This window comes from Pectobacterium sp. 1950-15 (assembly GCF_037136835.1).
Classification (GTDB): Bacteria; Pseudomonadota; Gammaproteobacteria; order Enterobacterales; family Enterobacteriaceae; genus Pectobacterium.
Genome location: NZ_JBBBQR010000011.1, coordinates 47,532 through 71,691 on the forward strand (window position 1 = coordinate 47,532; position 24,160 = coordinate 71,691).

Sequence of the window (24,160 nt, forward strand, 5' to 3'; positions counted from 1 at the left end):
CTGAACGTACGTCATACACGGACGTTAAGCGAGTGAATTTCTATGCCAACACCTTCCCCATCCGAGCCAGCGCTGAGCGGTCTGCGCCTTAATCTGCGCATCGTTTCAATTGTGGCGTTCAACTTCGCCAGCTATTTGAATATTGGTCTGCCGTTGGCGGTGCTGCCGGGATACGTGCACGATCACCTTGGCTATAGCGCGTTCTGGGCCGGGCTGGTGATCAGCCTGCAATACTTCTCCACGCTATTGAGCCGTCCCCATGCGGGTCGCAGTGCTGATGAAAAAGGGCCGAAGAAAATCGTTGTCTGGGGACTGGCTGGCGTCATGCTGAGCGGGGTGTTTTACCTGCTGGCCGCCTTTAGCGACGCCTCACCGGTGATTACGCTGCTGCTATTGTGTCTCGGGCGTATCGTTCTGGGGGCCGGACAGAGTTTTGCCGGGACTGGCGCGACGCTCTGGGGCGTTGGCGTGGTGGGTTCCCGACACATCGGGCGTGTGATTTCATGGAATGGTATTGCTACCTATGGCGCGATGGCGATTGGCGCACCGCTCGGTGTTTGGCTCAACCATATCGGTGGGCTAAAACTGCTCTCCGTGTGCATTATCCTGATCGCAGCGGTGGCGATTGTTCTTGCGCTGCCGCGCCCGGCGGTGCAGGTTGCGCCGGGGAAAAAAATTCCCTTCCGCGAAGTGCTGGGGAAAGTCTGGGTTTACGGCATTATTCTGGCGATCGCCTCTGCGGGTTTTGGCGTGATCGCCACCTTTATTACGCTGTTTTATGCCGATAGGAACTGGGAAGGTGCCGCGCTGACGCTGACGATTTTCAGCTGTGCTTTTGTCGGCGCACGGCTGGTATTTCCTAACAGTATTCAGCGATTTGGCGGATTGCGCGTGGCGATGGCGTGCTTTGTGGTTGAGATCGTGGGGTTGCTGTTGGTCTGGGGAGCGACGCAGCCACTGATGGCGGAAATCGGCGCATTCCTCGCGGGGGCTGGCTTCTCTCTGGTGTTCCCGGCATTAGGCGTTGTCGCCGTCCAGGCCGTATCGCCGCAGAATCAGGGCAGCGCACTGGCGACCTATACGATATTTCTCGATTTATCGCTGGGCATCGTCGGGCCAGTGGCGGGGGTGCTGATGGCCTATACCGGCATCGCCTCTATTTATCTGGCGGCGGCGCTGCTAGGGCTATGCGGCCTGGCGCTGACGTGGCGACTGACTCAGCGTCCGGCAGTCAAAGAATAACAGCAGCCACCGCAGTGGCTACTGTCCGGCAGTCACGTCGATTATTTCAGCTTCAGCGTGTGGATGATGCCTTCCGCTTCGCTCTGTGCCTGTTGCTGATTGCTGGCTGGCAGCGTGATCTGCAACGTCAGCAGTTGGTTTTCCACTTTGCCCAGCACGACAGAGGAATAAGCCTGCTGCCCGCTGCTGGTGATAATGCTGTCGAGCTGTTGCAGCTTCTTGCCGTCAACGTCGATGGTTTTGTTGGTCACGACCTGAAGATTGGCGTCACGCGTGCGTTGCTGATCTTCCAGACGCTGCGCCAGCACGGTCAGTTCTTCCGTGGTGTTGTCGCCCAGAATTACGATGACCGCTTTCTGTCCATTGTCATTGGCGTAAACATGCATGTTGTTCGCCTGCGTTCCCACTTTTCCGCTCTGGTCGCGCATATCGGCTGGCAGAGTAAACGCAATCTTGCCTTCCATTAATTCAATATTCTGACCCGCGCTGGCTTCTGCGGCAGGTTTATCTTGCGCGCCCGCTTTTGCGGCGTCATCCGTTTTGCCATCACAGGCAGCAAGCAGGCCGACAAGCAAGCCGACACCGAGGTATTTGATTACATTCGACATGGGATCCCTTTCTCTCGTTTTTGAACAGGTCATCTTTTGAAACAGGTAATAACACTATGGCACCCTATTCAGATAGCAAAAACAAGCATTTTGTTGTTGCAAACCGTTGTGGGAACCTGCGTTATTTTTACAAAACGATGAGTGACTTAAGAGGAAAGGGCGGCGTAAATAGCCGCCCGATTGGCATTAATGGTGGCTGCTGACGGAACGGTAGTCGGCCGAGCCTTTTTGCTCGCTCAGACGTTTGAGTACCATGTTCAGCATCACGCCGTACATCGGCAGGAAGAATGCCAGGCTGATCAGCAGTTTGAAGGCATAGTCCACCATCGCAATTTCGACCCAGTTTGCAGCCATGAAGGCATCGGTGCTGTGGTAAAACGCGATGAAGAAAAAGGCCAGCGTATCGCTGAAATTACCAAACACGGTCGACACGGCTGGAGCGACCCACCATGCACGATTTTGGCGCAGGCGATTGAAGACGTGAACATCCAGAATCTGACCCAAAACATAGGCCATGAAACTGGCGCAGGCGATACGTGCCACGACGATATTCACCTGACTTAATGCTTCGAACGACTGCCACGATCCCTGATAAAACAGCGATGAAACCAGATAGGAAATCACCAGTGCAGGCACCATTACGGTCAGAATGATACGACGCGCCAGCGGTGCACCGAAAACCCGTACCGTCAGGTCAGTAGCCAGAAAAATAAACGGAAAGGTAAACGCGCCCCAGGTGGTATGGAAACCGAAAATCAAGACCGGGAGCTGAACCAGATAATTACTCGACGTAATGATCAGGACATGGAACAACGATAGCCAGATCAGCGCCGTAAGCCGCTGCTGGGGAGTAAAACGATACATAATGTGACCTTTTTGGTTATTGGGGTTAGGGAACCCAAGAGATAACGTGCAGATTTATGCTGCAACGCGGCGGCATAATACGCAATTGCTTCGTTAATGCAATGTGTTTTGCCAGGAAAAGATGGTTGTTTTCTGCGCAAACGTTGTCGTCGCTTGCGTCGGGAAATCCTCAGCGTAAACTAAGGCGGTTTTTTGATTCCTGTACTGAGAACGTTGATGACCGATCCCTTTACCAATCCGGATAAAACCCTTGATGCACAGGGACTGCGTTGCCCTGAACCTGTAATGATGGTGCGTAAGACGGTACGCCAGATGGAAACCGGGCAAACGCTGCTGATTATTGCCGACGATCCGGCCACCACCCGCGATATTCCCGGTTTTTGCGTGTTCATGGAGCATGAGCTTTTGGCACAGGAGACCGAACAGCTTCCCTATCGGTATCTGCTGCGCAAAGGGTAATACTCGTCATACTTCCAGCCGCAGGTGCGCGGCGTTGCACCGCGCACCGTAGACTGCGATTAGTCCTGTTTTCTCAAGAGCCGCAACGCGTTGGCGGTGACCAGCGCCGTTGCGCCGGAATCGGCCAGCACCGCCAGCCACAGCCCGGTAATACCCAGAATGCTGGTGACCAGAAAGACCGCTTTCAGCCCCAGCGCGATAGTAATGTTCTGACGAATGTTACGCTGTGTGGCCCGCGACAGGCTAATCATGGCAGCCAATCCGGTCAGACGGCTGTGCGTGAGGGCTGCATCGGCGGTTTCCAGCGCGACATCCGTACCGCTGCCCATCGCAATGCCGATCGTTGCAGCTTTCATTGCCGGAGCATCGTTGATACCGTCGCCGACCATCGCCACGGGATGCTGCTTGCTTAAATCGCTGACCGCCGTGACCTTATCGGCAGGGAGCAAGCTGGCGCGGTAATCGATCCCTAATCTTGCCGCAATCGCTGCTGCCGCGCGGGGATTATCGCCTGTAAGCATCACGCCACGGATCCCCAACTGCTGCAAGGCATCCAACGCTTCACGCGCATCGTGGCGTAGCGTATCGCTGAGTGCCAGCAACCCCAGCAACCTGTCGTCTTCTTGTACGACTACGACGGTTTTCCCTTCGTTTTCCAGCGCGTCAATCTGTTGCGGCCAATCGGCATCGAGCAGATCGGGGGCAACGCGAGTCGGCGCACTGACCTGAATCCGCTTGCCGCCTATCGTGCCTTCAACCCCGACGCCCGCTAGCGCTTTACGGTTTTCCGCCAGCGGCAGGAATGTGCTGCTGGATAACGCATGCTGGACGATGGCTTTGGCAAGTGGGTGGTGTGAACCGGATTCCACGGCGGCGGTGCGCGTCAGCAGCGCCGTTTCGCTAATGCCTGCGGCGGGTAACACGTCCGTTACCTGCGGCTTGCCTTCCGTTAGTGTCCCCGTCTTGTCAAACGCGATAGTCTTGATACTACCCAGCGATTCCAGCGCCGCACCGCCTTTAATGAGCGCCCCACGGCGCGTTGCGGCAGCCAGCCCGGACGTAATCGCCGCAGGTGTTGAGATCACCAGCGCACACGGACAGCCGATTAACAGCAGCGTCAGACCGCGATAAATCCACTCTTGCCACGACTGTGCCAGCAGCAACGGCGGCACCAGAATTACCAGCAGCGACAGCAGCATGATGGCCGGCGTGTAATAGCGGCTGAACTTATCGAGGAAGCGTTCTATCGGCGCACGGCGTTCTTCCGCTTCTTCTATCAGTTGCAGAATGCGGTCGATCGCACTGTTGCCCGGCTGTGAAACCACGCGCAACTGCACAACCCGATCGACACACAGGCTGCCAGCGGCAATTTTTTCACCGGGTGTGCGCTCAACGGGTACCGATTCGCCGGTCAGGGCGCTTTCATCAAAGCTGGCATCGCTGTTCAAAAGCTCCGCATCGGCGGGAAGACGTCCGCCGGGCGCGACTTCAATCACATCGCCGGGAACCAGACTGGCGACAGGCACGAGACGCCGTTGCCCGTTGACGATCGCCGTGGCGTCTTCGGGAAGCAGCGCCATCAGTGCCGTTACGCCCCGTCGTGCGCGGTTGGCCGCGTAAGACTCCAGATATTCGCCCAGCATAAACAGCAGCAAAATGACCGTCGCTTCGGTGGTGGCACCAATCAAGAGTGCCCCGATGGAAGCCACGCTCATCAGCGTTTCAATCGCGAAGGGGGTGCCTGTGCGAATGAGTTGTATCGCTTTTTTCAGGATTGGCATCAATCCGACAATCGTGGTCGCGATAAACGCGATCTGCCCGCTACGCTCGCTGAGCAGGGAAAGCCCCCAGCTTGCAGCAGCCAGCAAAGTGAAAAGAAGTAAGAAACCATATTCGTGCACGAAACGACGCACGGTAGATGTATTCGGGGGAACGACGGGGAGTGCGGTGTCCTGCAAGGTAAAGCCCGCTTGCTGGACGGCATGTTGAACCTGAGGACGAATGTCGGTGTAGGCATCAACAACCAGTTTTTCGGTGGCGAACAGCACTTTGGCTTGTTCAATTCCGGTGAGATTTTTTACTGCATTTTCGATTTTACGTGCGCAGCTGGGACAATCCATCCCGCTGATTTTCCAGCTAAAACGCTGGTTGGATCGGGGCCTGTCGCTGTCTCCGCCGTCGGGGTCGTCTGAATCCGCGCTGCCGCCGCTGTCTGACGAGTGCTGCTCTGTGCCGCAGACGCTCTGTACTGCGGCGTCAGAGGTGTGTTTGGTTGAACAACAGCTGTGGTCGGCGTGGTTCGAATGCTGCGCGTGCTCGTTGCAGCAGCTTTTGGTGCTGTGTGCGGTGCTGCGTGGCGCGTGGTGAACGCTGTTATTGCAGCAGGCTGATTTCTCAGCGCTGTGGTGCTGATGAGAGTGCATGTCTTCCTCCTGGGTGATTAGTGATAGCCATTCTCATCAGGAACTTTACACCGCTGTTCAACGCTTAGCCAGATTTTCGTGAGCGGCGTAAACGTTAGAAATAGAGGGAACGGACAATCAGGAAATGGCCGCCAAAATAGCCCGCTGCCACAATCGCCTGATGGGCGCGGAACGGAAAACGGTAATGGTGAATCAGCCAGGCTGCGTGGGCGATAAACAGCAGTACCGTACCCGTCAGCAGAGAGAAATTTGCGTTTGTTCCCAGCGCAAAATACCGCTCGCCGGCAATCCAGACCATCAGCGTGGTTATGATGATGAATGCGCAGGCGGGCCAGCGCTGTGTGTCCAATCGTCCCCAGATAATCGCGATCAAGATTGCAGCCAGAATGACGAGTGTTAATGCCAGCGGCCAGAAGAAAGTAAGCGCGATTTGTCCGGTAAAGAAGCTAACGGTGTACAGCAAATGGGAGAGGAAATAGGCACCAAACGCGTAAAGCAGGCGCTGAGTCGGCAGCAGCAACAGGGTATCTGCGACCAGCGTTGCCAGCAGCCCCAGCACAATCAGATAGCCCGGCACGCCAAGCAGCGGCGTCTGCCAGGCCAAAGCCAACAGCAGTAGCATCGTGACCGGTTTGAATAACCAACGTTGCCACGTTGGGCCACGGTAGCTGGCGTCCACATACAACCAACCAGAAAAAAGTACAGCAATAAATGACCAAAGCATAGCGTGTCCTTTTTGTGTTTTTGTTTGTGTCAGGATAAAAATAAGCCGTTCTTTATTCAGTGTAGGGGATTGTGAGGAAGTTAAACAACGCGTCGTGAGACGGATGCGACTTCTGTGAGCTTCATGTTATGTTATCGCCTGTTTTTATTGTAGATGGGCGCCGTGACGTCTCGAAGGGAGCATTGTGTTGAATGAGTAGCGAATCCGCGCTTTATCGTATTCAATTTATAAATAACGGTAAGAATTACCAGCTTTACGTGCGTGAGTTGGTGCAGAGCAGCCTGTTCGGTTTTATTGAAATTGCCGACTTCGTGTTTGATAGCCAGTCTGCGGTGTTGGTTGATCCGTCAACGGAGAAACTGAAAACGGAATTTTCCGGCGTTAGCCGCAGTTTCATCCCGCTACAGGCGATCATTCGTATTGATGCCGTGACGGAAAAAGGCAGCGCCCGCATTTCTGATTTGGGCGATAACGTTACCGCGTTCCCTTATCTTCCTGGCAAGAAACCCTGATGAATGACTTCCCCTGGCTGTTGGCGTTGGCCGTTGGCGCGATTTTGGTGCTGGCGGCGCGGCAGTATCGACGTCAACGCCAGAGGGACGCGCAGAATGACGCGGCGCCTCTGCGTATTGTGGCCGCAGAGGTGAAACACAAACGTGAGTTCCCCCGTAATCGTCGGCGCGCGCGCGAGCATCAACTGATGGCCGTAGAGGATATGCTTTATGAGGTCACGTTCAGGCCGATTGCCGGTGGCGCGACTATCACGCTACGCCTTGAAAACGCGGATTATCACCAGCTTGATACTGGAATGCAGGGATCGTTGCAGCTAAAGGGCACGCGCTTTATCCGCTTTGTGCCCCAGCAGAAGTAGCGGTTACGACTTCGGCGGCTTAGGCTGCTTTCTCTGCCACGCCAGCAGTTCAAACACGCCAAAAAGGAAAATACGTGCCTGAAGTGCGCGGTTCAGCACGGGGCTGTCTTTCGGCTGGCTGGATTTTAACAGCAGCAGTTGAAAACCATGCATCAGGATCATAAACACCATCGCCACGGTCATGAAGATATTCAACGGCCTGGGAAACGGCTGAATCAGGTTGAGCAACAAAAATCCCCACACGCCCAGCATCAGTAGCCTGCCAAGGTTAATCAAAATCATCTCTTACCCTTACGTCGCTGCGAAGATCACTGACGGATGTACAAACGGTAGGCGACCTGACCGGCAATTTTCTCGCGGTGCAGTTGCCAATTTTCTGGGATAGTCAGCTGCGCATTTTCCGCCTCGGTTTCCACGTAAATCCACGCATCTGGCGCCAGCCAACCCTGTTGTTCCAGCAGGGCAAGCGTGTTATTCAGCAGTTCTTTACGAAACGGCGGATCGAGAAACACGACGTCAAATGGCGTGCCCGGCTTCGCCAGCCAGCTCAGGGCATCAGTATTGACCACCTCGGCATTTTCCGCCCGAAGTAACGCCAGATTTTGCGTTAATTGCTGGGCGACCGCACGCTCCATTTCCAATAATGTGGCGTGAGCGGCATAACGAGATAAGGCTTCCAGCCCGAGCGCGCCGCTGCCAGCGAAACAGTCCAGACAGCGCGCCTGTTGGATGACGGGAGCCAGCCAGTTAAACAGCGTTTCCCGCACGCGGTCGGTGGTGGGACGTAAACCGGGGCTATCAGGAACCGGAAGTTTTCTGCCGCGCCATTGACCACCGATGATTCGGATTTGTCCGGCGGCTGACGATGCGTTTTTTTTAGCCATAGCTCACAGGGTTATTGTTGTGCCGCATCATCATGGTGTGGATACGGGCAGGAAATTTCTGGCGCTATTCTAGCGGCGGTTACGTGTAGAGGGAATGTTAAGATGGATGTTAAGGCGCTTAAGCCAAAATTTTGTGCGGTCTGCGGCCTTCCGGTAACACGCCGCGTTTGACACACTTCGTTACGGACATTGCCTTTCGTTACGAAGATTGTTGGCCGCGCGGAGAATTGTCTGGCATTGCTCCCGTTGGCTGCGTGTTGCTGTCGGCAGGAAAGTGTTAAACTTGTTGTTTAAATATGATTTTCATTGATTGATTCGCTGCGGTGAGCAGCGTGGAGCGCGATCGCACATGTCAAAAGAAAAGAAGCGCGGTTTTTTTTCCTGGCTGGGATTAGGGAAACAGGAAGAAAAACAACAAGAGCAGCCGCAAGAGACGCCGGTTGTGGAAGAACAGCCGCCAGCGGCGGAGTCGGATGCCGCTGCATCGGCTCACCAGACCGTTGAGCACGCGCCGGAGCAGGTAGAGAAACCGCTGCCGGAAGCGCCTGTCGTTTCTACCCCCATTATTTCCGCAACCGACGATCGTGACCCGATCGATCATGACGTTCTCGATCGGGATGTCGCTGATCCGATCGTGCAGACCGAGATCGCCGAAAGTGCGACAGCGACTGAGGCAGAGCCGGATGTCGTGCAGCAGGAAGAACACGAATACGAAGAACAAGAACTTGCGCAGCCAGAGGCGGTTCCGGTTGTTGCGCAAGAGCAGGAACGTCCGACGAAAGAAGGTTTCTTCGCTCGCTTGAAACGCAGTCTGGTAAAAACGCGCCAGAACCTCGGTTCAGGATTTATCGGATTGTTTCGCGGTAAGAAAATCGACGACGATCTGTTTGATGAGCTGGAAGAACAACTGCTGGTTGCGGATGTGGGGGTCGAAACGACCCGTAAAATCATCACCAGCCTGACAGAGCACGCCAGCCGCCGCCAACTGAAAGATGCTGATACGCTTTTTGTGAAGCTGAAAGACGAAATGGCGGAGATTCTTGCTAAGGTGGATGCCCCGCTGAATATCGAAGGCAAAACGCCTTATGTCATTCTGATGGTTGGCGTTAATGGCGTGGGTAAAACCACCACCATCGGGAAACTGGCGCGCCAGTTTCAGGCGCAGGGCAAATCCGTGATGCTGGCGGCGGGGGATACCTTCCGTGCGGCGGCGGTCGAACAGCTCCAGGTCTGGGGACAGCGCAATAACGTGGCGGTGGTGGCACAGCATACGGGTGCGGATTCGGCGTCGGTGATTTTTGATGCAATTCAGGCAGCGAAAGCGCGCGGCGTGGATGTCCTGATCGCGGATACCGCCGGTCGCTTGCAGAACAAAGCGCACCTGATGGAAGAACTGAAAAAGATTGTGCGCGTGATGAAGAAGCTGGACGAAGACGCGCCGCATGAAGTGATGCTGACGCTGGATGCGAGCACCGGGCAGAACGCGGTGAGTCAGGCCAAATTGTTTAATGAAGCCGTTGGGCTGACGGGTATAACCCTAACGAAGCTGGATGGCACCGCGAAAGGCGGGGTGATTTTCGCCATTGCCGACCAGTTCGCGATTCCTATCCGCTATATTGGGGTAGGGGAAGGCATTGATGATTTACGGCCATTCAAGGCCGACGATTTTATTGAGGCACTTTTTGCCCGAGAGGATTAAAACGGATGATTCGTTTTGAACAGGTCAGTAAAGCTTACCTCGGTGGGCGTCAGGCATTGCAAGGGGTGGATTTCCATCTGCGCCCCGCGGAAATGGCGTTCCTGACCGGCCATTCTGGCGCAGGGAAAAGCACCCTGCTGAAACTGATTTGTGGCATTGAACGTCCCAGCGCGGGGCAGATTTTGTTTGGCGGTCACAATATCAGCCGCCTGAAAAAACGCGAAGTCCCGTTCCTGCGGCGTCAGATCGGCATGATCTTTCAGGATCACCATCTGCTGATGGAACGTACAGTCTATGACAACGTCGCGATGCCGCTCATCATCGCGGGTGCCAGCAGTGAGGATATCCGTCGTCGGGTATCCGCCGCACTGGACAAGGTTGGCCTGCTGGATAAAGCGAAAAATTACCCTATCCAACTGTCTGGCGGTGAACAGCAGCGCGTTGGCATTGCGCGCGCGGTGGTGAACAAACCCGCCGTGTTGCTGGCGGATGAACCGACCGGCAACCTGGACGACGCGTTGTCAGAAGGCATTTTACGCCTGTTTGAAGAGTTCAACCGCGTCGGTGTTACCGTCCTGATGGCGACGCATGATACCGGGCTGATCGCCCGCCGTAATTACCGTGTGCTGACGCTGTCGGATGGCCGCATGGTGGGGGGAAACCACGATGGCGAATAACGTCCGTAATGCGAAAAAGCCTGCTGCAAAATCGAAAGCGTTGCGCGGCGGCTGGCAGGAACAGTGGCGCTATGCCTGGACGAATACGCTGGCTGATATGCTGCGCCAGCCGCTGGCGACTTTCCTGACCGTCATGGTGATCGCCATTTCGTTGGCATTGCCCAGCATTTGCTATCTGGTGTGGAAAAACGTCAGTCAGGCTGCTACACAGTGGTATCCCTCGCCTCAGCTAACGGTCTATCTGGATAAATCACTGGATGACAATGCGGCGCAGGCGGTGGTCACGCAGCTTCAATCTGAAGACGGCGTTGATAAAGTCAATTACCTGTCGCGCAATGAAGCGATGGGCGAGTTCCGCAACTGGTCTGGCTTTGGCGGCGCGCTGGATATGCTGGAAGAGAATCCGCTGCCGGCGGTGGCGATTATCACGCCGAAAATGAGCTTTCAGGATTCCACCACGCTGACGACGCTGCGCGATCGCGTGGCGGCGACGCAGGGCGTGGAGGAAGTTCGGATGGACGACAGCTGGTTTGCACGGCTGGTGGCGCTGACCAATCTGGTCGGGCAAATTTCCGCGACGATTGGCATTTTGATGATTGTTGCCGTCTTTTTGGTGATCGGTAACAGCGTGCGTCTGAGCATTTTCAGCCGCCGTGAAACCATCAACGTAATGAAGCTGATTGGCGCGACGGACGGGTTTATTCTGCGTCCTTTCCTGAATGGTGGCGCGGCAATGGGCGTCGGTGGCGCGGTGCTATCGCTGATTCTGTCGCAGGCGCTGATCTGGAAGCTGGATGCGGTGGTGGCACAGGTGGCGTCCGTCTTTGGTACGACGTTCGCCGTTAAAGGGCTGAGCTGGGATGAGTCTCTGTTGCTGCTGTTAATCGCTGGCATGATTGGCTGGCTGGCCGCCTGGTTGGCTACCGTGCAACATTTACGCCGTTTTACACCACAGTAAGCGTTTTCTGGTATAATTATCCCCTGTAATTCAGACCGTATTGCAGGGGAAATCTCCTCAGCGACATCTCTTCTTTGCGCTTCCCGCTGCGTTTTCCCCTTGGTTTTTCGTGCGTTAACGGTTCGTTTTCTCCCTGCTTGATCTCTGGCAGGAGGTGAATAAAATGATAGGAACTTGCGAGCGAAATCACAGTCTGAATAGACAGATTTTAGGATTTGAGTAAATACGTTTTAAAGATGTCGTGTTTTGCCATTTTCGCGCAAAACGATGCGGCGAAGCAGTGCTAAGATAGTCGACTGCAATATGACGAGTAGAGCAACTGAGAGGGTTGAATGACCAAAGATATGCAAACTTTCACCTTAGTTCCCCAGGGCAGTCTGGAAGGGTATATTCGTGCCGCCAATGCCTATCCGATGCTGACGGCGGAGGAAGAGCGGGCGCTGGCTGAACGGCTGCATTATCAGGGCGATCTGGATGCGGCTAAGCACCTGATTCTGTCACACCTGCGTTTTGTTATTCACGTTGCCCGTAACTATTCCGGCTACGGCCTGCCGCAGGCGGACCTGATTCAGGAAGGGAACATCGGCCTGATGAAGGCGGTACGTCGCTTTAACCCTGAAGTGGGCGTGCGTCTGGTTTCTTTCGCCGTGCACTGGATCAAAGCAGAAATTCACGAATACGTGCTGCGTAACTGGCGTATTGTGAAAGTCGCGACCACCAAAGCACAGCGTAAACTGTTCTTTAACCTGCGGAAGACGAAAACGCGTCTCGGCTGGTTTAATCAGGATGAAGTCGAACTGGTGGCGCGTGAACTTGGCGTGACCAGCAAGGACGTGCGCGAGATGGAATCCCGTATGGCGGCGCAGGACATGACGTTCGATCCAACGCCGGAAGAAGATTCGCACGACGGCAAGGCGATGTCGCCGATGCTTTACCTACAGGATAAATCGTCTGACTTTGCCGACGGCATTGAAGAAGATAACTGGGACACGCATGCGGCGGATAAGCTCACCTACGCGCTGGAAGGGCTGGACGAACGTAGCCAGCACATTATCCGCGCCCGTTGGCTGGATGATGACAACAAATCCACCTTGCAGGAACTGGCCGATCAATACGGTGTTTCCGCCGAGCGTGTGCGTCAGTTAGAAAAGAATGCGATGAAAAAACTGCGAGCGGCGATAGAAGCGTAATCACTCTCATCGTCTCTTTCTGTAGCGACCGGGTAATGCCCGGTCGTTTTGTTTTTGTCTGATGTCAGGCTTGGGCTATGGTTTATCTGAGTTGATTTCGTCAAGAATCAGCGGTGTTTCCTTTCTGCGAATATAGCGCCAGCCGCCGGATACCGGTGAGAAGCCACAGGACACCATAAACCGCGCCAGCACTTCCTCTTTGATCGCCGCGTAGTCAGCGGTCGCTAGCCACCACTCTTTAACTTCGGGAAGTTGACGGAACGCTTCATCAATTAAAAGTTTTCCTACCCCACGTCGGCGTGTGACTTCTCTTACCATCAAGTCGCTCAACTCTGCATACTCCCCTTCGATCTCAACCAGTACGCCACCGAGTAGTCGATCGTTAAAACGAGCAACAAACAATCGTTGATTGGGAGTGAGTTCTGCTTCGAGCAAATCAATATTTTGATGCGGCCAGATTTTCGCCAGGTCAATTTTGTCCTGGGGGCTGAATTGGGTGAGGCATTCGACGGTGAGTTTCATTTTTATCGGCACTCCATCATATGAGTGAAGAATAATGTAGTTGTTTTGTAGTGGAACGGTTGTGTAATTTGGGTGTTATGGTTAATAGGGCAAATGTTTTTCTCATTCTTTGTTTTTCGAGTAATCCATCAACAATTAATGCACAAAGTAGAATATCTGACTATATATAAATTAAATGCTGGATTTTGCATCTGGTGTTTTGTGCTGTTTGCTCCGCTTGTTTCTGACAATGTGAGTTGATTTGCAGCATAATATTCCTGTTTAATAATATGAAAAATAAAGCCTTATTAGAAACTATTACTAATAATAACCTAAGCCTTTCTTACTTATAAGAAAATAGCAGGTTATGGCAGAAGGCGGTCAGGTTTTCGGCAATATCCATAATGACAGATGGGGTAAAAAGAATGAAATTCAGTAAAGGTAAAGTATTGCTGATGGGTTGTATGGCTGCGGCGTTTAGCCATGCGGTCAGTGCTGCCGATATTAAAGTTGCGGTTGTTGGCGCGATGTCTGGCCCGGTTGCCCAGTATGGCGACATGGAATTCATCGGCGCGCGTCAGGCGATTGCTGATATCAACGCAAAAGGCGGCATAAACGGTAACAAACTGGTTGGCGTGGAATATGATGACGCGTGCGACCCCAAGCAGGCGGTTGCTGTAGCGAACAAGGTCATCAATGACGGTATCCGTTATGTGATTGGCCATCTGTGTTCCTCCTCTACGCAGCCTGCGTCTGATATTTATGAAGAAGAAGGCGTGATCATGATTACGCCTGCGGCAACTAATGCCGACTTGACCACGCGCGGCTACAAAATGGTGCTGCGTACGACGGGGCTGGATTCCGATCAGGGACCAACCGCAGCGAAGTACATCGTTGAAACCATCAAACCGCAGCGCATCGCCGTGGTGCATGACAAACAGCAATATGGTGAAGGCCTAGCCCGCTCTGTTCAGGATAGCCTGAAAAAAGCCGGTGCGAATGTTGTGTTGTTTGAAGGTGTGACGGCGGGTGACAAAGATTTCTCTACGCTGGTTGCGCGCCTGAAGAAAGAGAACGTCGATTTCGTGTATTTTGGCGGCTACTACCCGGAAATGGGGCAGATTCTGCGCCAATCGCGTCAGGCTGGCATGACCACCAAATTCATGGGGCCGGAAGGCGTGGGTAACTCCTCACTGTCCAACATTGCGGGCGATGCGTCTGAAGGGATGCTGGTCACGCTGCCGAAGCGCTACGATCAGGTTCCTGCTAACCAACCGATTGTGGATGCGCTGAAAGCTAAGAAGCTGGACCCGACTGGGCCGTTTGTCTGGACAACCTATGCTGCGCTGCAATCGCTGACCACCGCGATGGCGCGTACGGGTAGCAATGAGCCGGAAAAACTGGTCGCGGATCTGAAAGCGAACTCCGTGGATACCGTAATGGGACCATTAAGCTGGGATGCAAAAGGCGACCTGAAAGGGTTTGAATTTGGCGTATTTGAGTGGCACAAAGACGGTACCTCCAGCGCAGTGAAATAATCACCATGCCGGGGCGGATAACGGATGAATCGCCGTTGTCTGCCTCTTTGGCGTGAGGAGCATTCTCCGCCCGCTGAGTGTGTACCAATAATAATCCCTCAATACCGAGCCCCCGTTGCCGCAAGGCGCGGGGGCAGCATTTAAGGTTAAGGTATGTCCGAGCAGTTCCTTTACTTTTTTCAGCAGATGTTCAACGGCCTGACGTTGGGCAGCACCTATGCGCTGATCGCCATTGGCTACACCATGGTTTACGGCATTATCGGCATGATTAACTTCGCACACGGCGAAGTGTATATGATCGGTAGTTATGTCTCCTTTATTGTGATTGCGGCCTTGATGATGATGGGCATCGATGCTGGCTGGCTGCTGATTGGCGCCGCTTTCATTGCCGCCGTGGTCATTTCCAGCGCCTACGGCTGGAGTATCGAACGGGTGGCCTATCGACCCGTTCGAACGTCAAAGCGCCTGATTGCGCTGATTTCTGCCATCGGGATGTCAATTTTCCTGCAAAACTACGTCAGCCTGAATCAGGGCTCGCGTGATGTTGCGCTGCCGAGTCTGGTGACCGGCCAGTGGGTGCTGGGCGAAAGCAATGGCTTTGCCGCGACCATTAGCTCTATGCAGCTGATCATCTGGATTGTGACGTTCCTCGCCATGCTGGCCCTGACGTTGTTCATTCGCTATTCCCGTATGGGACGCGCCTGCCGCGCCTGCGCGGAAGACCTGAAAATGGCGAGCCTGCTGGGTATCAGCACCGATCGCGTCATTTCCCTGACCTTCGTCATCGGTGCGCTGATGGCCGCCGTTGCAGGCGTGCTGTTGGGGCAGTTTTATGGCGTCATCAACCCCTATATCGGCTTTATGGCCGGGATGAAAGCCTTTACCGCGGCGGTACTGGGCGGAATCGGCAGTATCCCTGGCGCGATGATCGGTGGGCTGATTCTGGGCGTAGCCGAAGCGCTGACGTCCGCGTACCTGAGCACGGAATACAAAGATGCGGTGTCGTTTGCCCTGCTGATTGTGGTGCTGCTGGTGATGCCTACCGGTATTCTGGGCCGTCCGGAGGTTGAGAAAGTATGAAACAGCTCAACCTGTTTAACGCGCTGGTTTCCGCGCTCATGTTGCTGGTGCTTGCCTCGTTCTTAATGGGCATGCAGTTGGCGCTGGATGGCACCAAACTGGTGGTGCGCGGTGCCGATCAAGTTCGCTGGTACTGGATTGGCGCAGGCTGCGTCGTGGTGTTCTTCTTCCAACTGATCCGCCCGTTCTTCCAGCAAAGCATCAAGAAATTTTCTGCGCCGTCGCTGGTGCTGCCGAGCTTTGATGGCAGTACGCCGCGGCAGAAAGTATTGGCAGCGGCATTGATCATCGCCGCTATCGCCTGGCCGTTTCTGGTGTCGCGCGGTACGGTGGATATCGCCACCCTCACGCTGATTTACGTGATGCTGGGTCTGGGGCTGAACGTGGTGGTTGGCTTGTCCGGCCTGTTGGTATTGGGTTACGGTGGGTTTTACGCCATTGGTGCGTATACCTATGCGCTGCTGAACCACTATTACGGATTGGGCTTCTGGGAAAGTCTGCCGCTGGCGGGCATGACGGCGGCGCTGTCTGGCTTCCTGCTGGGGTTCCCGGTGCTGCGGTTGCGCGGCGACTATCTGGCGATCGTGACCCTCGGATTCGGCGAGATTGTTCGTATCCTGTTGCTGAATAACACCGAAATTACCGGTGGCCCGAACGGCATCAGCCAGATCCCTAAACCAACCTTCTTTGGTCTGGAATTCAGCCGCAGCGCGCGCGATGGCGGTTGGGATACGTTCCACAATTTTTTTGGCCTGCAATACGACCCTAGCGACCGTATTATCTTCCTGTATCTGGTGGCGCTGCTGTTGGTTGTGTTGACTCTGTTTGTGATTAACCGCCTGCTGCGGATGCCGCTGGGCCGTGCCTGGGAAGCGCTGCGCGATGATGAAATCGCCTGTCGTTCTCTGGGGCTGAGCCCCACGCGCATCAAGCTGACGGCCTTTACTATCAGCGCCGCGTTTGCAGGTTTTGCCGGTACGCTGTTTGCCGCCCGTCAGGGCTTCGTCAGCCCGGAATCGTTCACGTTCGCCGAGTCTGCCTTTGTGCTGGCCATCGTCGTGCTGGGCGGGATGGGGTCGCAGTTTGCGGTCATTCTCGCGGCAATCCTGCTGGTGGTGTCTCGCGAGCTGATGCGCGATCTGAATGAATACAGCATGCTGTTGCTGGGTGCCTTGATGGTTCTGATGATGATTTGGCGTCCGCAAGGCCTGCTGCCGATGAAGCGTCCTGAGATGAAGTTGAAAGTCGCGAAGAAGGAAGAGCAAGCATGAGCACGCAGCCACTATTATCAGTCAGAGGTCTGATGATGCGTTTTGGCGGCCTGCTGGCGGTCAACAACGTTGAAATGGATATTCATGCGGGTGAAATCGTTTCGCTGATTGGCCCGAATGGGGCGGGAAAAACCACGGTCTTCAACTGCCTGACCGGTTTTTATCGCCCGAGCGGTGGCACCATCATGCTGCGCGATCGTCATCTGGAAGGGTTACCCGGACAGGCCATTGCCCGCATGGGCGTGGTGCGTACGTTCCAGCACGTTCGCTTGTTCCGTGAAATGACGGTGGTGGAGAACCTGCTGGTGGCACAGCATCAACACCTGAAAAGCGGCGTGTTTGCCGGGCTGTTGAAAACACCGAGCTTTCGTCGTGCGGAAGCGGATGCGCAGGAGCGTGCCGCGGTGTGGCTGGAGCGTATCGGCCTGCTGGATTTAGCGAACCGTCAGGCGGGGAATCTGGCTTACGGCCAGCAGCGCCGTCTGGAGATTGCCCGTTGTATGGTGACGCGGCCTGAGCTACTGATGCTGGATGAGCCTGCGGCCGGTCTGAACCCGAAAGAAACTGACGAGTTAAATCAGCTGATTGCGGAACTGCGCGATAGCCATCAGGTATCGGTGCTGTTGATTGAACACGATATGAAGCTGGTCATGGGGATTTCCGACCGGATTTATGTCGTCAATCAGGGCACGCCGCTGGCACAGGGCACTCCAGCTGAAATTCGTAACAACCCGGATGTCATTCGTGCCTATCTGGGTGAAGGATAACGTTTATGCTGTCATTACATCAGGTTTCGGCCCACTACGGAAAAATTCAGGCGCTGCATCAGGTTAGCCTGCACATTAATCAGGGTGAGATTGTTACGCTTATCGGTGCGAACGGCGCTGGTAAAACCACGCTGCTGGGCACGCTGTGTGGCGACCCGCGCGCGACGGAAGGCACCATCACGTTTGACGGTAAGGACATCACGAACTGGCAGACCGCGCAGATTATGCGTGAAGCTATCGCGATTGTACCGGAAGGCCGTCGCGTCTTTTCCCGCATGACGGTAGAAGAAAATCTGGCGATGGGTGGGTTCTTTGCCGATCGCGAGCAGTATCAGGAACGCATTGCGCGTGTCTACGATCTGTTCCCGCGCTTGTATGAGCGACGCGCCCAGCGTTCCGGCACGATGTCCGGCGGTGAGCAGCAGATGCTGGCGATTGGCCGTGCGCTGATGAGCCAGCCGCGTTTACTGCTGCTGGATGAGCCGTCGCTGGGGCTGGCGCCGATTATCATCCTGCAAATTTTCGATACGATCCAGCAACTGCGTGAAGAGGGCATGACCATCTTCCTGGTGGAACAGAACGCCAATCAGGCGCTGAAACTGGCCGACCGGGGTTATGTACTTGAAAACGGCCATGTCGTGTTGGAAGATACCGGTGCGGCATTGTTAGCTAATGAAGCGGTACGTTCGGCCTATCTGGGCGGATAATTAAAGTTTTGTTGAAAGGTTAAGAAGAGATGGCCATTGAAGGGTTGTTAGCGCACCGTATCGCTCAGTTAAAAAGTTCCGCCATCCGTGAACTGCTGAAACACAGCAAGATGGAAAACATTATCTCGCTGGCTGGCGGGATTCCGTCAGATGCATTGTTTGATTTTGAAGGATTAAGCCAGGCCACGCAGTTAGCGATTACCGAACAGCCGAAAACGGCATTCCAGTACGGTTTAACCGAAGGCAGCGGCGTGCTGCGCGATCGCATTGCCGAGCTGTGTGCTGTGCGCGGCGTAAAAACGCGCGGTGACGATATTGTTGTAACGGCCGGTTCACAGCAGGCGCTGGATCTGATCATGCGCTCGATGGTTGATCCGGGCGACGTGTTCGTCGTTGAACGCCCGACCTATCTGGCAGCGCTGCAAACGCTGGAACTGGCGCAGGCGCAGGTGATGTCTGTGTCATCCGATGCCGACGGCATGGTCGTCGATGAGCTGGAAGAGCTGCTGAAGAAACAGCGCATCAAAGGCGTTTATATCGTTCCGAATTTCGGTAACCCGAGCGGCGTGACGCTGAGCTATGAACGTCGCCTGAAATTGATTCAACTGGCGGAACGCTACGGTTTTGTCATTATCGAAGACGATCCCTATGGCGAGCTGCGCTTCACCGAGGAGCGCAACCCGACGCTGTTCCAACTGGCGCAAGAGCAACTGGGTAGCACGGAATACGTGCTGTATACCTCCACGTTCTCGAAAGTGCTGGCACCGGGGCTGCGTCTCGGCTGGGCGATTCTGCCGGACTGGCTGTTGCACAAAGTGGCGATTATCAAACAGGCCGCTGACCTGCACGCCAGCGCGCTATCGCAGACCGTCGCGGAATGCTATCTGGGTCTGGGTCGTCTGGATTCGCAGATCGAAAAAATTCGCCACGCCTATAAGCACAAAGGCGAACTGCTGGCGCAGCTGGTCGAGAAAGAATTGGGTGATGTGATCACTTTCAACCAGCCGAAAGGCGGGATGTTCCTGTGGGCGAAGTTCCGCCAGAACGATTTCAACACGACGGAGTGGCTGAAGAAGACGCTGGAGCAGGGCGTGGTCTTCGTGCCGGGCGAGTTCTTCTTCCCAGACAATCTCGATTACTCAACGCTGCGTCTGTCCTTTGCGACGGCGACAGATGAGCAAATGCATGAAGCGGTGGCTCGCCTGCGTCGGGCGCTGTAATCGCCGATAACAGGCTATCCGTTAATGTAAAAAACCGCTGAAATATCAGCGGTTTTTATTTATCAGCGCAGCATTAACAGGTGATAGCTTTAAAAGGTTTCCCAGTTTGTGTGACCCGAATTAGCGGCCAGCGCCAGTTTGGGCCTGGATAGCGTAGCGGCCCGTGGTGCGACCTGCTGTGGCTGGATACCGTCGATTTTGAACACGCTCATTAATTCAACCAAATGTCTGGCTTGTTGGTTCAGACTGTCTGCGGCGGAAGCCGATTCTTCAACCAGCGCCGCGTTCTGCTGGGTGACCTGATCGAGCTGATTAACCGCATCGTTCACCTGAGAAACGCCCTGTTCCTGCTCGTGGGTGGTCAGTCCGATCTCATTGATAAGATTGGCGACACGCTGCGACTGCTCCACGACTTCCTCGATGGTTGCGCCCGCTTCGTTTACCAGCAGTTCTCCCGCTTCCACTTTCCCAACACTGATGCTAATCAAATCCTTGATCTCGCGTGCCGCGGAGGCAGAGCGCTGTGCCAGCGAACGCACTTCTCCGGCAACGACGGCGAAGCCACGCCCCTGTTCTCCGGCGCGTGCCGCTTCGACGGCGGCGTTGAGCGCCAGAATGTTGGTCTGGAAAGCAATGCCGTCAATCACACCGATAATATCGCCGATTTTACGTGAGCTCGCGGTGATCTCTTCCATTGTCCGCACGACATTATTCACGACATCCCCCCCTTTGCGGGCGGCGGCGCTGGCCGTATTCGCGAGCTGTGCGGCGCTACGCACGGTGTCGGCGTTTTGTTTGACGGTGGTATTCATCTCCTCCATGGAGGCTGCGGTTTCCTGTAGGTTTGCGGCCTGTTCTTCCGTACGTTGACTCAAATCGGTATTGCCAATGGCAATCTGGCTGGCGCCGGTGGCGATAGACTCGCTGCTTTGATGGACTTGCCCGACAATACTGCTCAGGCTTTGGCGCATTTCCTCCATTGCGGCCAGAATGCTGGTGGTGTCTCCGTCACGCCGATCAATGGCGATGGCAAGATTTCCCTGTGCGACCTGACGGGTAATCTCCAGTGTATAAGCCGGTTCTCCGCCCAACTGACGCTTGATTTTCCGGGTGATCCACCAGGCAACAACGCCTCCCAGTAAGGAAGCACACAGTGTGAGAACCAGCATTAACGTACCGGCATTTAACGCTTCCTGCTCGGACTGGTTGGCGATGTCGACCGTGAGGTGTTTCTGTCTCTCGGCCATTTTATCCAGCGCGCTGAATACGTCAGCTTGCGTGGTGCGCACCTCCGTCAGAAGAAAATCGCGAAACGCGTCGTGTTGGCTGCTCATAGCCAGTTCGATGGCTTTTTTCATGTTGTTGATATAGGCCGGCAGCACCTGTTCCAGTGAGGCAATCTGCTCTTTAGCCTCACTGCTCATTGCGTTTTTACGTATTGCCGCCAGCAAATCGTTATTACGCACGATGGATTTATCAATACGTTCCTTTTCCGTCTTCATCTGCTGTTGATCGGTGAGAAGCGCAATATTTCTGATGGCGCGTGCTGTGTCGTTGACGTTGTCTTTAAATTCCTGCATCAGCAAAAGATTAGTAATACGCACTTGTGACAAGATCTGAATGTTTCCGCCAAGTTTTTCTAACTGGACACGACCCAGTATGGCGACTAAAAACCCAATCACGATAATTAGCGTAAAACCTGTGCCTAACATTTTTCCCAAGCTTATATTCTTCATGATGTACCTTTTTTATTTATTGAAATTTGACACGGCAGGTGTCGTTATTTTTTGTTAAGAGGCGATGGTACAGATGCGACTCACCCCGTGAACTCCATGGCTTTCATCATTCCCCTATCTCCCGATGTCTTTCTGGTACAGGAAGATCAGCGGCATTTATGCCCCGATCGCTACATTATCGAACGGAGCTCTCTGTCGCTTGCATACAGGTATGGAATGTTTGTTGGGAATATTTACAGACTAAGGGAATGACAAATAAAGTGTAGACAATAACGTGGTAGGTTGATGGGAGAATAAACGTAACAAAAACCCCTGATTTATTAGATGGGGAAAATTTAATATTATTTTCTTATGGTGATAAGAATAGATAATAAATATTAATCAATGATGCTCTACCTAATAAGAGTCAGATCTTTTCCTTATTTTTATTATTTTGTAACTTTTCATTTTTAATTGTGATATTTATTAATTGATGCGGTTTTTTTAACCTTATTATTTATGCATTTTATCCTTATACAATAAAAAGCCGCTGAAGACTCAGCGGCTTTATTCTTTTTCGACAAGACTGGGGAATCTGTCGATCGACCGTGTTCGTTAAAACGTTTCCCAGTTATTGCTGCTTGTGCTGCCCGATTGGCTTGCCAGAGCCAGTCTCGGCGCTGTTGGTTGCTTCACTTGTGCGCTCAGACGTGGCGCTTGGGCTTGAACGCCCCTGATTTTAAACACGCTCATTAATTCCAGCAGCGTTCTGGCCTGCTCACTCAAGCTGTCGGCGGCGGAGGCTGATTCTTCAACCAGTGCGGCGTTCTGCTGGGTCACCTGATCGAGTTGATTCACGGCATCATTCACCTGAGCAACACCCTGTTCTTGCTCGTGTGTTGTCAGGCCAATTTCACTGAGCAGGTTGGCAACATGCTGAGATTTTTCTACGAGGTCATTGATGGTGACGCCCGCGTCATTCACCATTTTCTCGCCCATTTCCACGTTAGCCAGGCTTACGTTAATCAGATCTTTGATTTCACGGGCGGCGGAGGCGGAACGCTGTGCCAGAGAGCGCACTTCACCCGCGACCACCGCGAAGCCGCGACCTTGCTCACCGGCTCTGGCGGCTTCAACGGCGGCGTTAAGTGCCAGGATGTTGGTCTGAAACGCAATGCTGTCGATAACGCCGATAATGTCGCCGATCTTACGCGAGCTGGCGGTGATATCTTCCATGGTACGCACAACGTTATTGACCGCATTGCCGCCTTTTTGCGCCGTGGTGCTGGCGGTATGGGCCAGTTCCGTTGCGGTGCGCACGGTCGCCGCATTCTGCTTCACCGTGGTATTCATCTGTTCCATTGAGGCGGCAGTTTCCTGAAGATTCGCGGCCTGTTCTTCCGTACGTTGGCTCAGATCGGTGTTGCCCATGGCAATCTGCGTCGCGCCGGTGGCGATAGATTCGCTGCTCTGATGCACCTGACCGACGAGGTTGCTCAGGTTTTGACGCATATCTTCCATTGCCGCCAGTACGCTGGTGGTGTCGCCATCGCGCAGTTCAATCGCGACGGCCAGATTCCCCTGTGCAACCTGACGCGTCACTTCCAGCGTGTAGGCTGGCTCACCCCCGAGCTGACGTTTAACGGTACGGGTAATCCACCATGAGATGATTGCGCCCAATACGACAGAAAGCAGAGCGATGATGACCATCAGCGTGCCCGCGTGAGTCGCATTTTTTAAAGACTGGTCGGCGATTTCGACCGTGAGTTTCTCTTGCCAGTTGACCATGTCATTCAGAGCCTTGAAGACGGTTTCCTGTTTCGCCCGCACGTCTGTTAATAACAGATGTTGCGCTTCGCTGTTCTTATTCGCCATGGCCAATGTGAGGGCGTCCGTATAGCTACTGCTATAGGCCGGGCGCACGCGCTCCAGTACCGCGACCAGGTCCTGAGCATGTTTGTCGACGGCGCTGTCATGGATTTTCGAGAGTAACGCGTTGTTGCGGGAGATGACCTCCTCGATACGTGCCTTCTCTACCTGCAGTTTCTGGAGGTCTTCCTCCATGGTCAGGTTTCTAATGGCGAGGGCATTGGCGTTTATGTTGTCTTTAAACTCCTGCATCATCAGGAGATTGGTAATGCGGACCTGCGACAGCAGTTGGATGTTTTCCCCAAGCCTATCTAATTGGATTCGACTAAATACCGCCACCAGAAAACCGATAGCGATGACTAGGGTAAAGCCTGTCCCTAGCATTTTACCCAAGCTGCTATTTTTTATGAGATTCATTGTGTCCCTTATTATATGCTGAAGATGAATATGGTTGGTGTAGGTGTGCTTTAAATGTGAAATAGGCGTTGCGCAAACGTATTTATTTTGCAAATGCTATCACGTTGCGGTTTGAGCTCTTTCAGGTAAATCCTTTCCTTTAATCACTGCCTGTTTCCTTTCGGCTATAAATGTATTTCACGTTACTTTTTCTGGTTACTCGCTTAGCAAAGTAGGGTTGTGTCCGGTGCGGTAGAACCTATTCTGATGACAGGGAAATGATGGCGCAGGAGTATAAAAGGCGGCGGTAAAAGCCGCAATATCTCTATGGGTTAGAGAAAAAATAAACTGATATCGTGCTGTAATGTTAAATTGACAGTCATGTTAATAAACACGGTGATGATGATTTGTTGCTTGTTTATTCAGCTTTCAAGGATGGTGTTATTCTTTTTGTTTATTCTTCTTTTTCGAAAGACATGCTGTTTTTACCATCATAT

23 protein-coding genes are annotated in these 24,160 nt (G+C 53.8%); 14 read left to right on the forward strand and 9 right to left on the reverse strand.

Translation table 11 applies throughout. The annotated features are described in order from the left end of the window. Positions 1–42 precede the first annotated feature (42 nt). Positions 43–1,242 carry an MFS transporter gene (locus WCT94_RS13565; protein WP_336869982.1) on the forward strand — a complete coding sequence of 400 codons (1,200 nt, stop codon included), beginning with the start codon at positions 43–45 and terminating at the stop codon, positions 1,240–1,242. A gap of 41 nt (positions 1,243–1,283) precedes the next feature. On the opposite strand, the gene WCT94_RS13570 is transcribed toward WCT94_RS13565, so the two are convergent. Then, a complete protein-coding gene (locus tag WCT94_RS13570) occupies positions 1,284–1,850 on the reverse strand; it encodes a DcrB family lipoprotein (RefSeq protein WP_012772832.1) in 567 nt (188 codons plus the stop codon). 186 nt (positions 1,851–2,036) lie between these two features. After that, positions 2,037–2,714, reverse strand: a complete 678-nt coding sequence (locus WCT94_RS13575; protein WP_336869983.1) for a 7-cyano-7-deazaguanine/7-aminomethyl-7-deazaguanine transporter — start codon at positions 2,712–2,714, stop codon at positions 2,037–2,039. 216 nt (positions 2,715–2,930) lie between these two features. Between WCT94_RS13575 and tusA the strand changes: the two genes are divergently transcribed. Continuing rightward, positions 2,931–3,173: a sulfurtransferase TusA gene (gene tusA, locus WCT94_RS13580; protein WP_012772835.1), complete on the forward strand. Its 243-nt coding sequence runs from the start codon at positions 2,931–2,933 to the stop codon at positions 3,171–3,173. Positions 3,174–3,232: 59 nt separating this feature from the next. Here the strand turns inward: tusA and WCT94_RS13585 are convergent, their stop codons facing one another. Both WCT94_RS13585 and WCT94_RS13590 read right to left on the reverse strand, forming a co-directional pair. Beyond that, positions 3,233–5,596 (reverse strand): zinc/cadmium/mercury/lead-transporting ATPase, encoded by a 2,364-nt coding sequence (locus tag WCT94_RS13585; RefSeq protein ID WP_336869984.1) that lies wholly within the window; start codon positions 5,594–5,596, stop codon positions 3,233–3,235. A 94-nt stretch (positions 5,597–5,690) separates the two neighbouring features. Beyond that, on the reverse strand, positions 5,691–6,320 hold the full coding sequence (locus WCT94_RS13590) for a lysoplasmalogenase (RefSeq protein WP_336869986.1): 630 nt from the start codon (positions 6,318–6,320) through the stop codon (positions 5,691–5,693). A gap of 191 nt (positions 6,321–6,511) precedes the next feature. Here WCT94_RS13590 and WCT94_RS13595 point away from each other — a divergent pair, with 191 nt between their 5' ends. Together WCT94_RS13595 and WCT94_RS13600 are read left to right on the forward strand one after the other, a co-directional pair. Continuing rightward, on the forward strand, positions 6,512–6,832 hold the full coding sequence (locus WCT94_RS13595; protein ID WP_012772838.1) for a DUF1820 family protein: 321 nt from the start codon (positions 6,512–6,514) through the stop codon (positions 6,830–6,832). Beyond that, the gene (locus WCT94_RS13600) at positions 6,832–7,191 is read left to right on the forward strand and encodes a DUF2500 domain-containing protein (protein ID WP_336869987.1); all 360 of its coding nucleotides are present in this window, start codon (positions 6,832–6,834) and stop codon (positions 7,189–7,191) included. The genes WCT94_RS13595 and WCT94_RS13600 overlap by 1 nt, the downstream gene beginning before the upstream one ends. Positions 7,192–7,194: 3 nt before the next feature. On the opposite strand, the gene WCT94_RS13605 is transcribed toward WCT94_RS13600, so the two are convergent. Further along, on the reverse strand, positions 7,195–7,473 hold the full coding sequence (locus WCT94_RS13605; protein WP_336869988.1) for a DUF1145 family protein: 279 nt from the start codon (positions 7,471–7,473) through the stop codon (positions 7,195–7,197). Between the two features lie 26 nt (positions 7,474–7,499). Further along, complete coding sequence (gene rsmD, locus WCT94_RS13610; RefSeq protein ID WP_010306568.1) at positions 7,500–8,075, reverse strand: 16S rRNA (guanine(966)-N(2))-methyltransferase; 576 nt, start codon at positions 8,073–8,075, stop codon at positions 7,500–7,502. A 349-nt stretch (positions 8,076–8,424) separates the two neighbouring features. Here rsmD and ftsY point away from each other — a divergent pair, with 349 nt between their 5' ends. The 4 genes from ftsY to rpoH all read left to right on the forward strand — a co-directional run bounded on the left by ftsY (position 8,425) and on the right by rpoH (position 12,599). Next, positions 8,425–9,774 carry a signal recognition particle-docking protein FtsY gene (ftsY, locus tag WCT94_RS13615; RefSeq protein WP_336869989.1) on the forward strand — a complete coding sequence of 450 codons (1,350 nt, stop codon included), beginning with the start codon at positions 8,425–8,427 and terminating at the stop codon, positions 9,772–9,774. Positions 9,775–9,779: 5 nt separating this feature from the next. Further along, positions 9,780–10,451 (forward strand): cell division ATP-binding protein FtsE, encoded by a 672-nt coding sequence (gene ftsE / locus WCT94_RS13620; protein WP_225086445.1) that lies wholly within the window; start codon positions 9,780–9,782, stop codon positions 10,449–10,451. Beyond that, positions 10,441–11,409 (forward strand): permease-like cell division protein FtsX, encoded by a 969-nt coding sequence (gene ftsX / locus WCT94_RS13625; RefSeq protein WP_336869990.1) that lies wholly within the window; start codon positions 10,441–10,443, stop codon positions 11,407–11,409. Before ftsE ends, ftsX begins: the two co-directional genes overlap by 11 nt. Positions 11,410–11,741: 332 nt before the next feature. Then, positions 11,742–12,599, forward strand: a complete 858-nt coding sequence (gene rpoH, locus WCT94_RS13630) for an RNA polymerase sigma factor RpoH (RefSeq protein ID WP_012772845.1) — start codon at positions 11,742–11,744, stop codon at positions 12,597–12,599. Positions 12,600–12,674: 75 nt separating this feature from the next. On the opposite strand, the gene panM is transcribed toward rpoH, so the two are convergent. Further along, positions 12,675–13,121: an aspartate 1-decarboxylase autocleavage activator PanM gene (gene panM / locus WCT94_RS13635; protein ID WP_336869991.1), complete on the reverse strand. Its 447-nt coding sequence runs from the start codon at positions 13,119–13,121 to the stop codon at positions 12,675–12,677. A 404-nt stretch (positions 13,122–13,525) separates the two neighbouring features. On the opposite strand from panM, the gene WCT94_RS13640 reads away from it, so the two are divergent. The 6 genes from WCT94_RS13640 to WCT94_RS13665 all read left to right on the forward strand — a co-directional run bounded on the left by WCT94_RS13640 (position 13,526) and on the right by WCT94_RS13665 (position 19,683). Beyond that, the gene (locus WCT94_RS13640; protein ID WP_336869992.1) at positions 13,526–14,638 is read left to right on the forward strand and encodes a branched-chain amino acid ABC transporter substrate-binding protein; all 1,113 of its coding nucleotides are present in this window, start codon (positions 13,526–13,528) and stop codon (positions 14,636–14,638) included. Positions 14,639–14,791: 153 nt separating this feature from the next. Continuing rightward, entirely contained in the window at positions 14,792–15,718 is a 927-nt protein-coding gene (livH, locus tag WCT94_RS13645; RefSeq protein ID WP_012772848.1) for a high-affinity branched-chain amino acid ABC transporter permease LivH, read from the forward strand. Continuing rightward, the gene (locus tag WCT94_RS13650; RefSeq protein ID WP_336869993.1) at positions 15,715–16,989 is read left to right on the forward strand and encodes a high-affinity branched-chain amino acid ABC transporter permease LivM; all 1,275 of its coding nucleotides are present in this window, start codon (positions 15,715–15,717) and stop codon (positions 16,987–16,989) included. The genes livH and WCT94_RS13650 overlap by 4 nt, the downstream gene beginning before the upstream one ends. After that, entirely contained in the window at positions 16,986–17,756 is a 771-nt protein-coding gene (gene livG / locus WCT94_RS13655; protein WP_336869994.1) for a high-affinity branched-chain amino acid ABC transporter ATP-binding protein LivG, read from the forward strand. Before WCT94_RS13650 ends, livG begins: the two co-directional genes overlap by 4 nt. Before the next feature lie 5 nt (positions 17,757–17,761). Next, positions 17,762–18,463: a high-affinity branched-chain amino acid ABC transporter ATP-binding protein LivF gene (livF, locus tag WCT94_RS13660; RefSeq protein WP_012772851.1), complete on the forward strand. Its 702-nt coding sequence runs from the start codon at positions 17,762–17,764 to the stop codon at positions 18,461–18,463. Positions 18,464–18,492: 29 nt separating this feature from the next. After that, positions 18,493–19,683 (forward strand): aminotransferase-like domain-containing protein, encoded by a 1,191-nt coding sequence (locus WCT94_RS13665; RefSeq protein ID WP_336869995.1) that lies wholly within the window; start codon positions 18,493–18,495, stop codon positions 19,681–19,683. 89 nt (positions 19,684–19,772) lie between these two features. On the opposite strand, the gene WCT94_RS13670 is transcribed toward WCT94_RS13665, so the two are convergent. Then, positions 19,773–21,419: a methyl-accepting chemotaxis protein gene (locus WCT94_RS13670; RefSeq protein ID WP_336869997.1), complete on the reverse strand. Its 1,647-nt coding sequence runs from the start codon at positions 21,417–21,419 to the stop codon at positions 19,773–19,775. A 594-nt stretch (positions 21,420–22,013) separates the two neighbouring features. After that, positions 22,014–23,684, reverse strand: a complete 1,671-nt coding sequence (locus WCT94_RS13675; protein WP_336869998.1) for a methyl-accepting chemotaxis protein — start codon at positions 23,682–23,684, stop codon at positions 22,014–22,016. Positions 23,685–24,160: the final 476 nt, after the last annotated feature.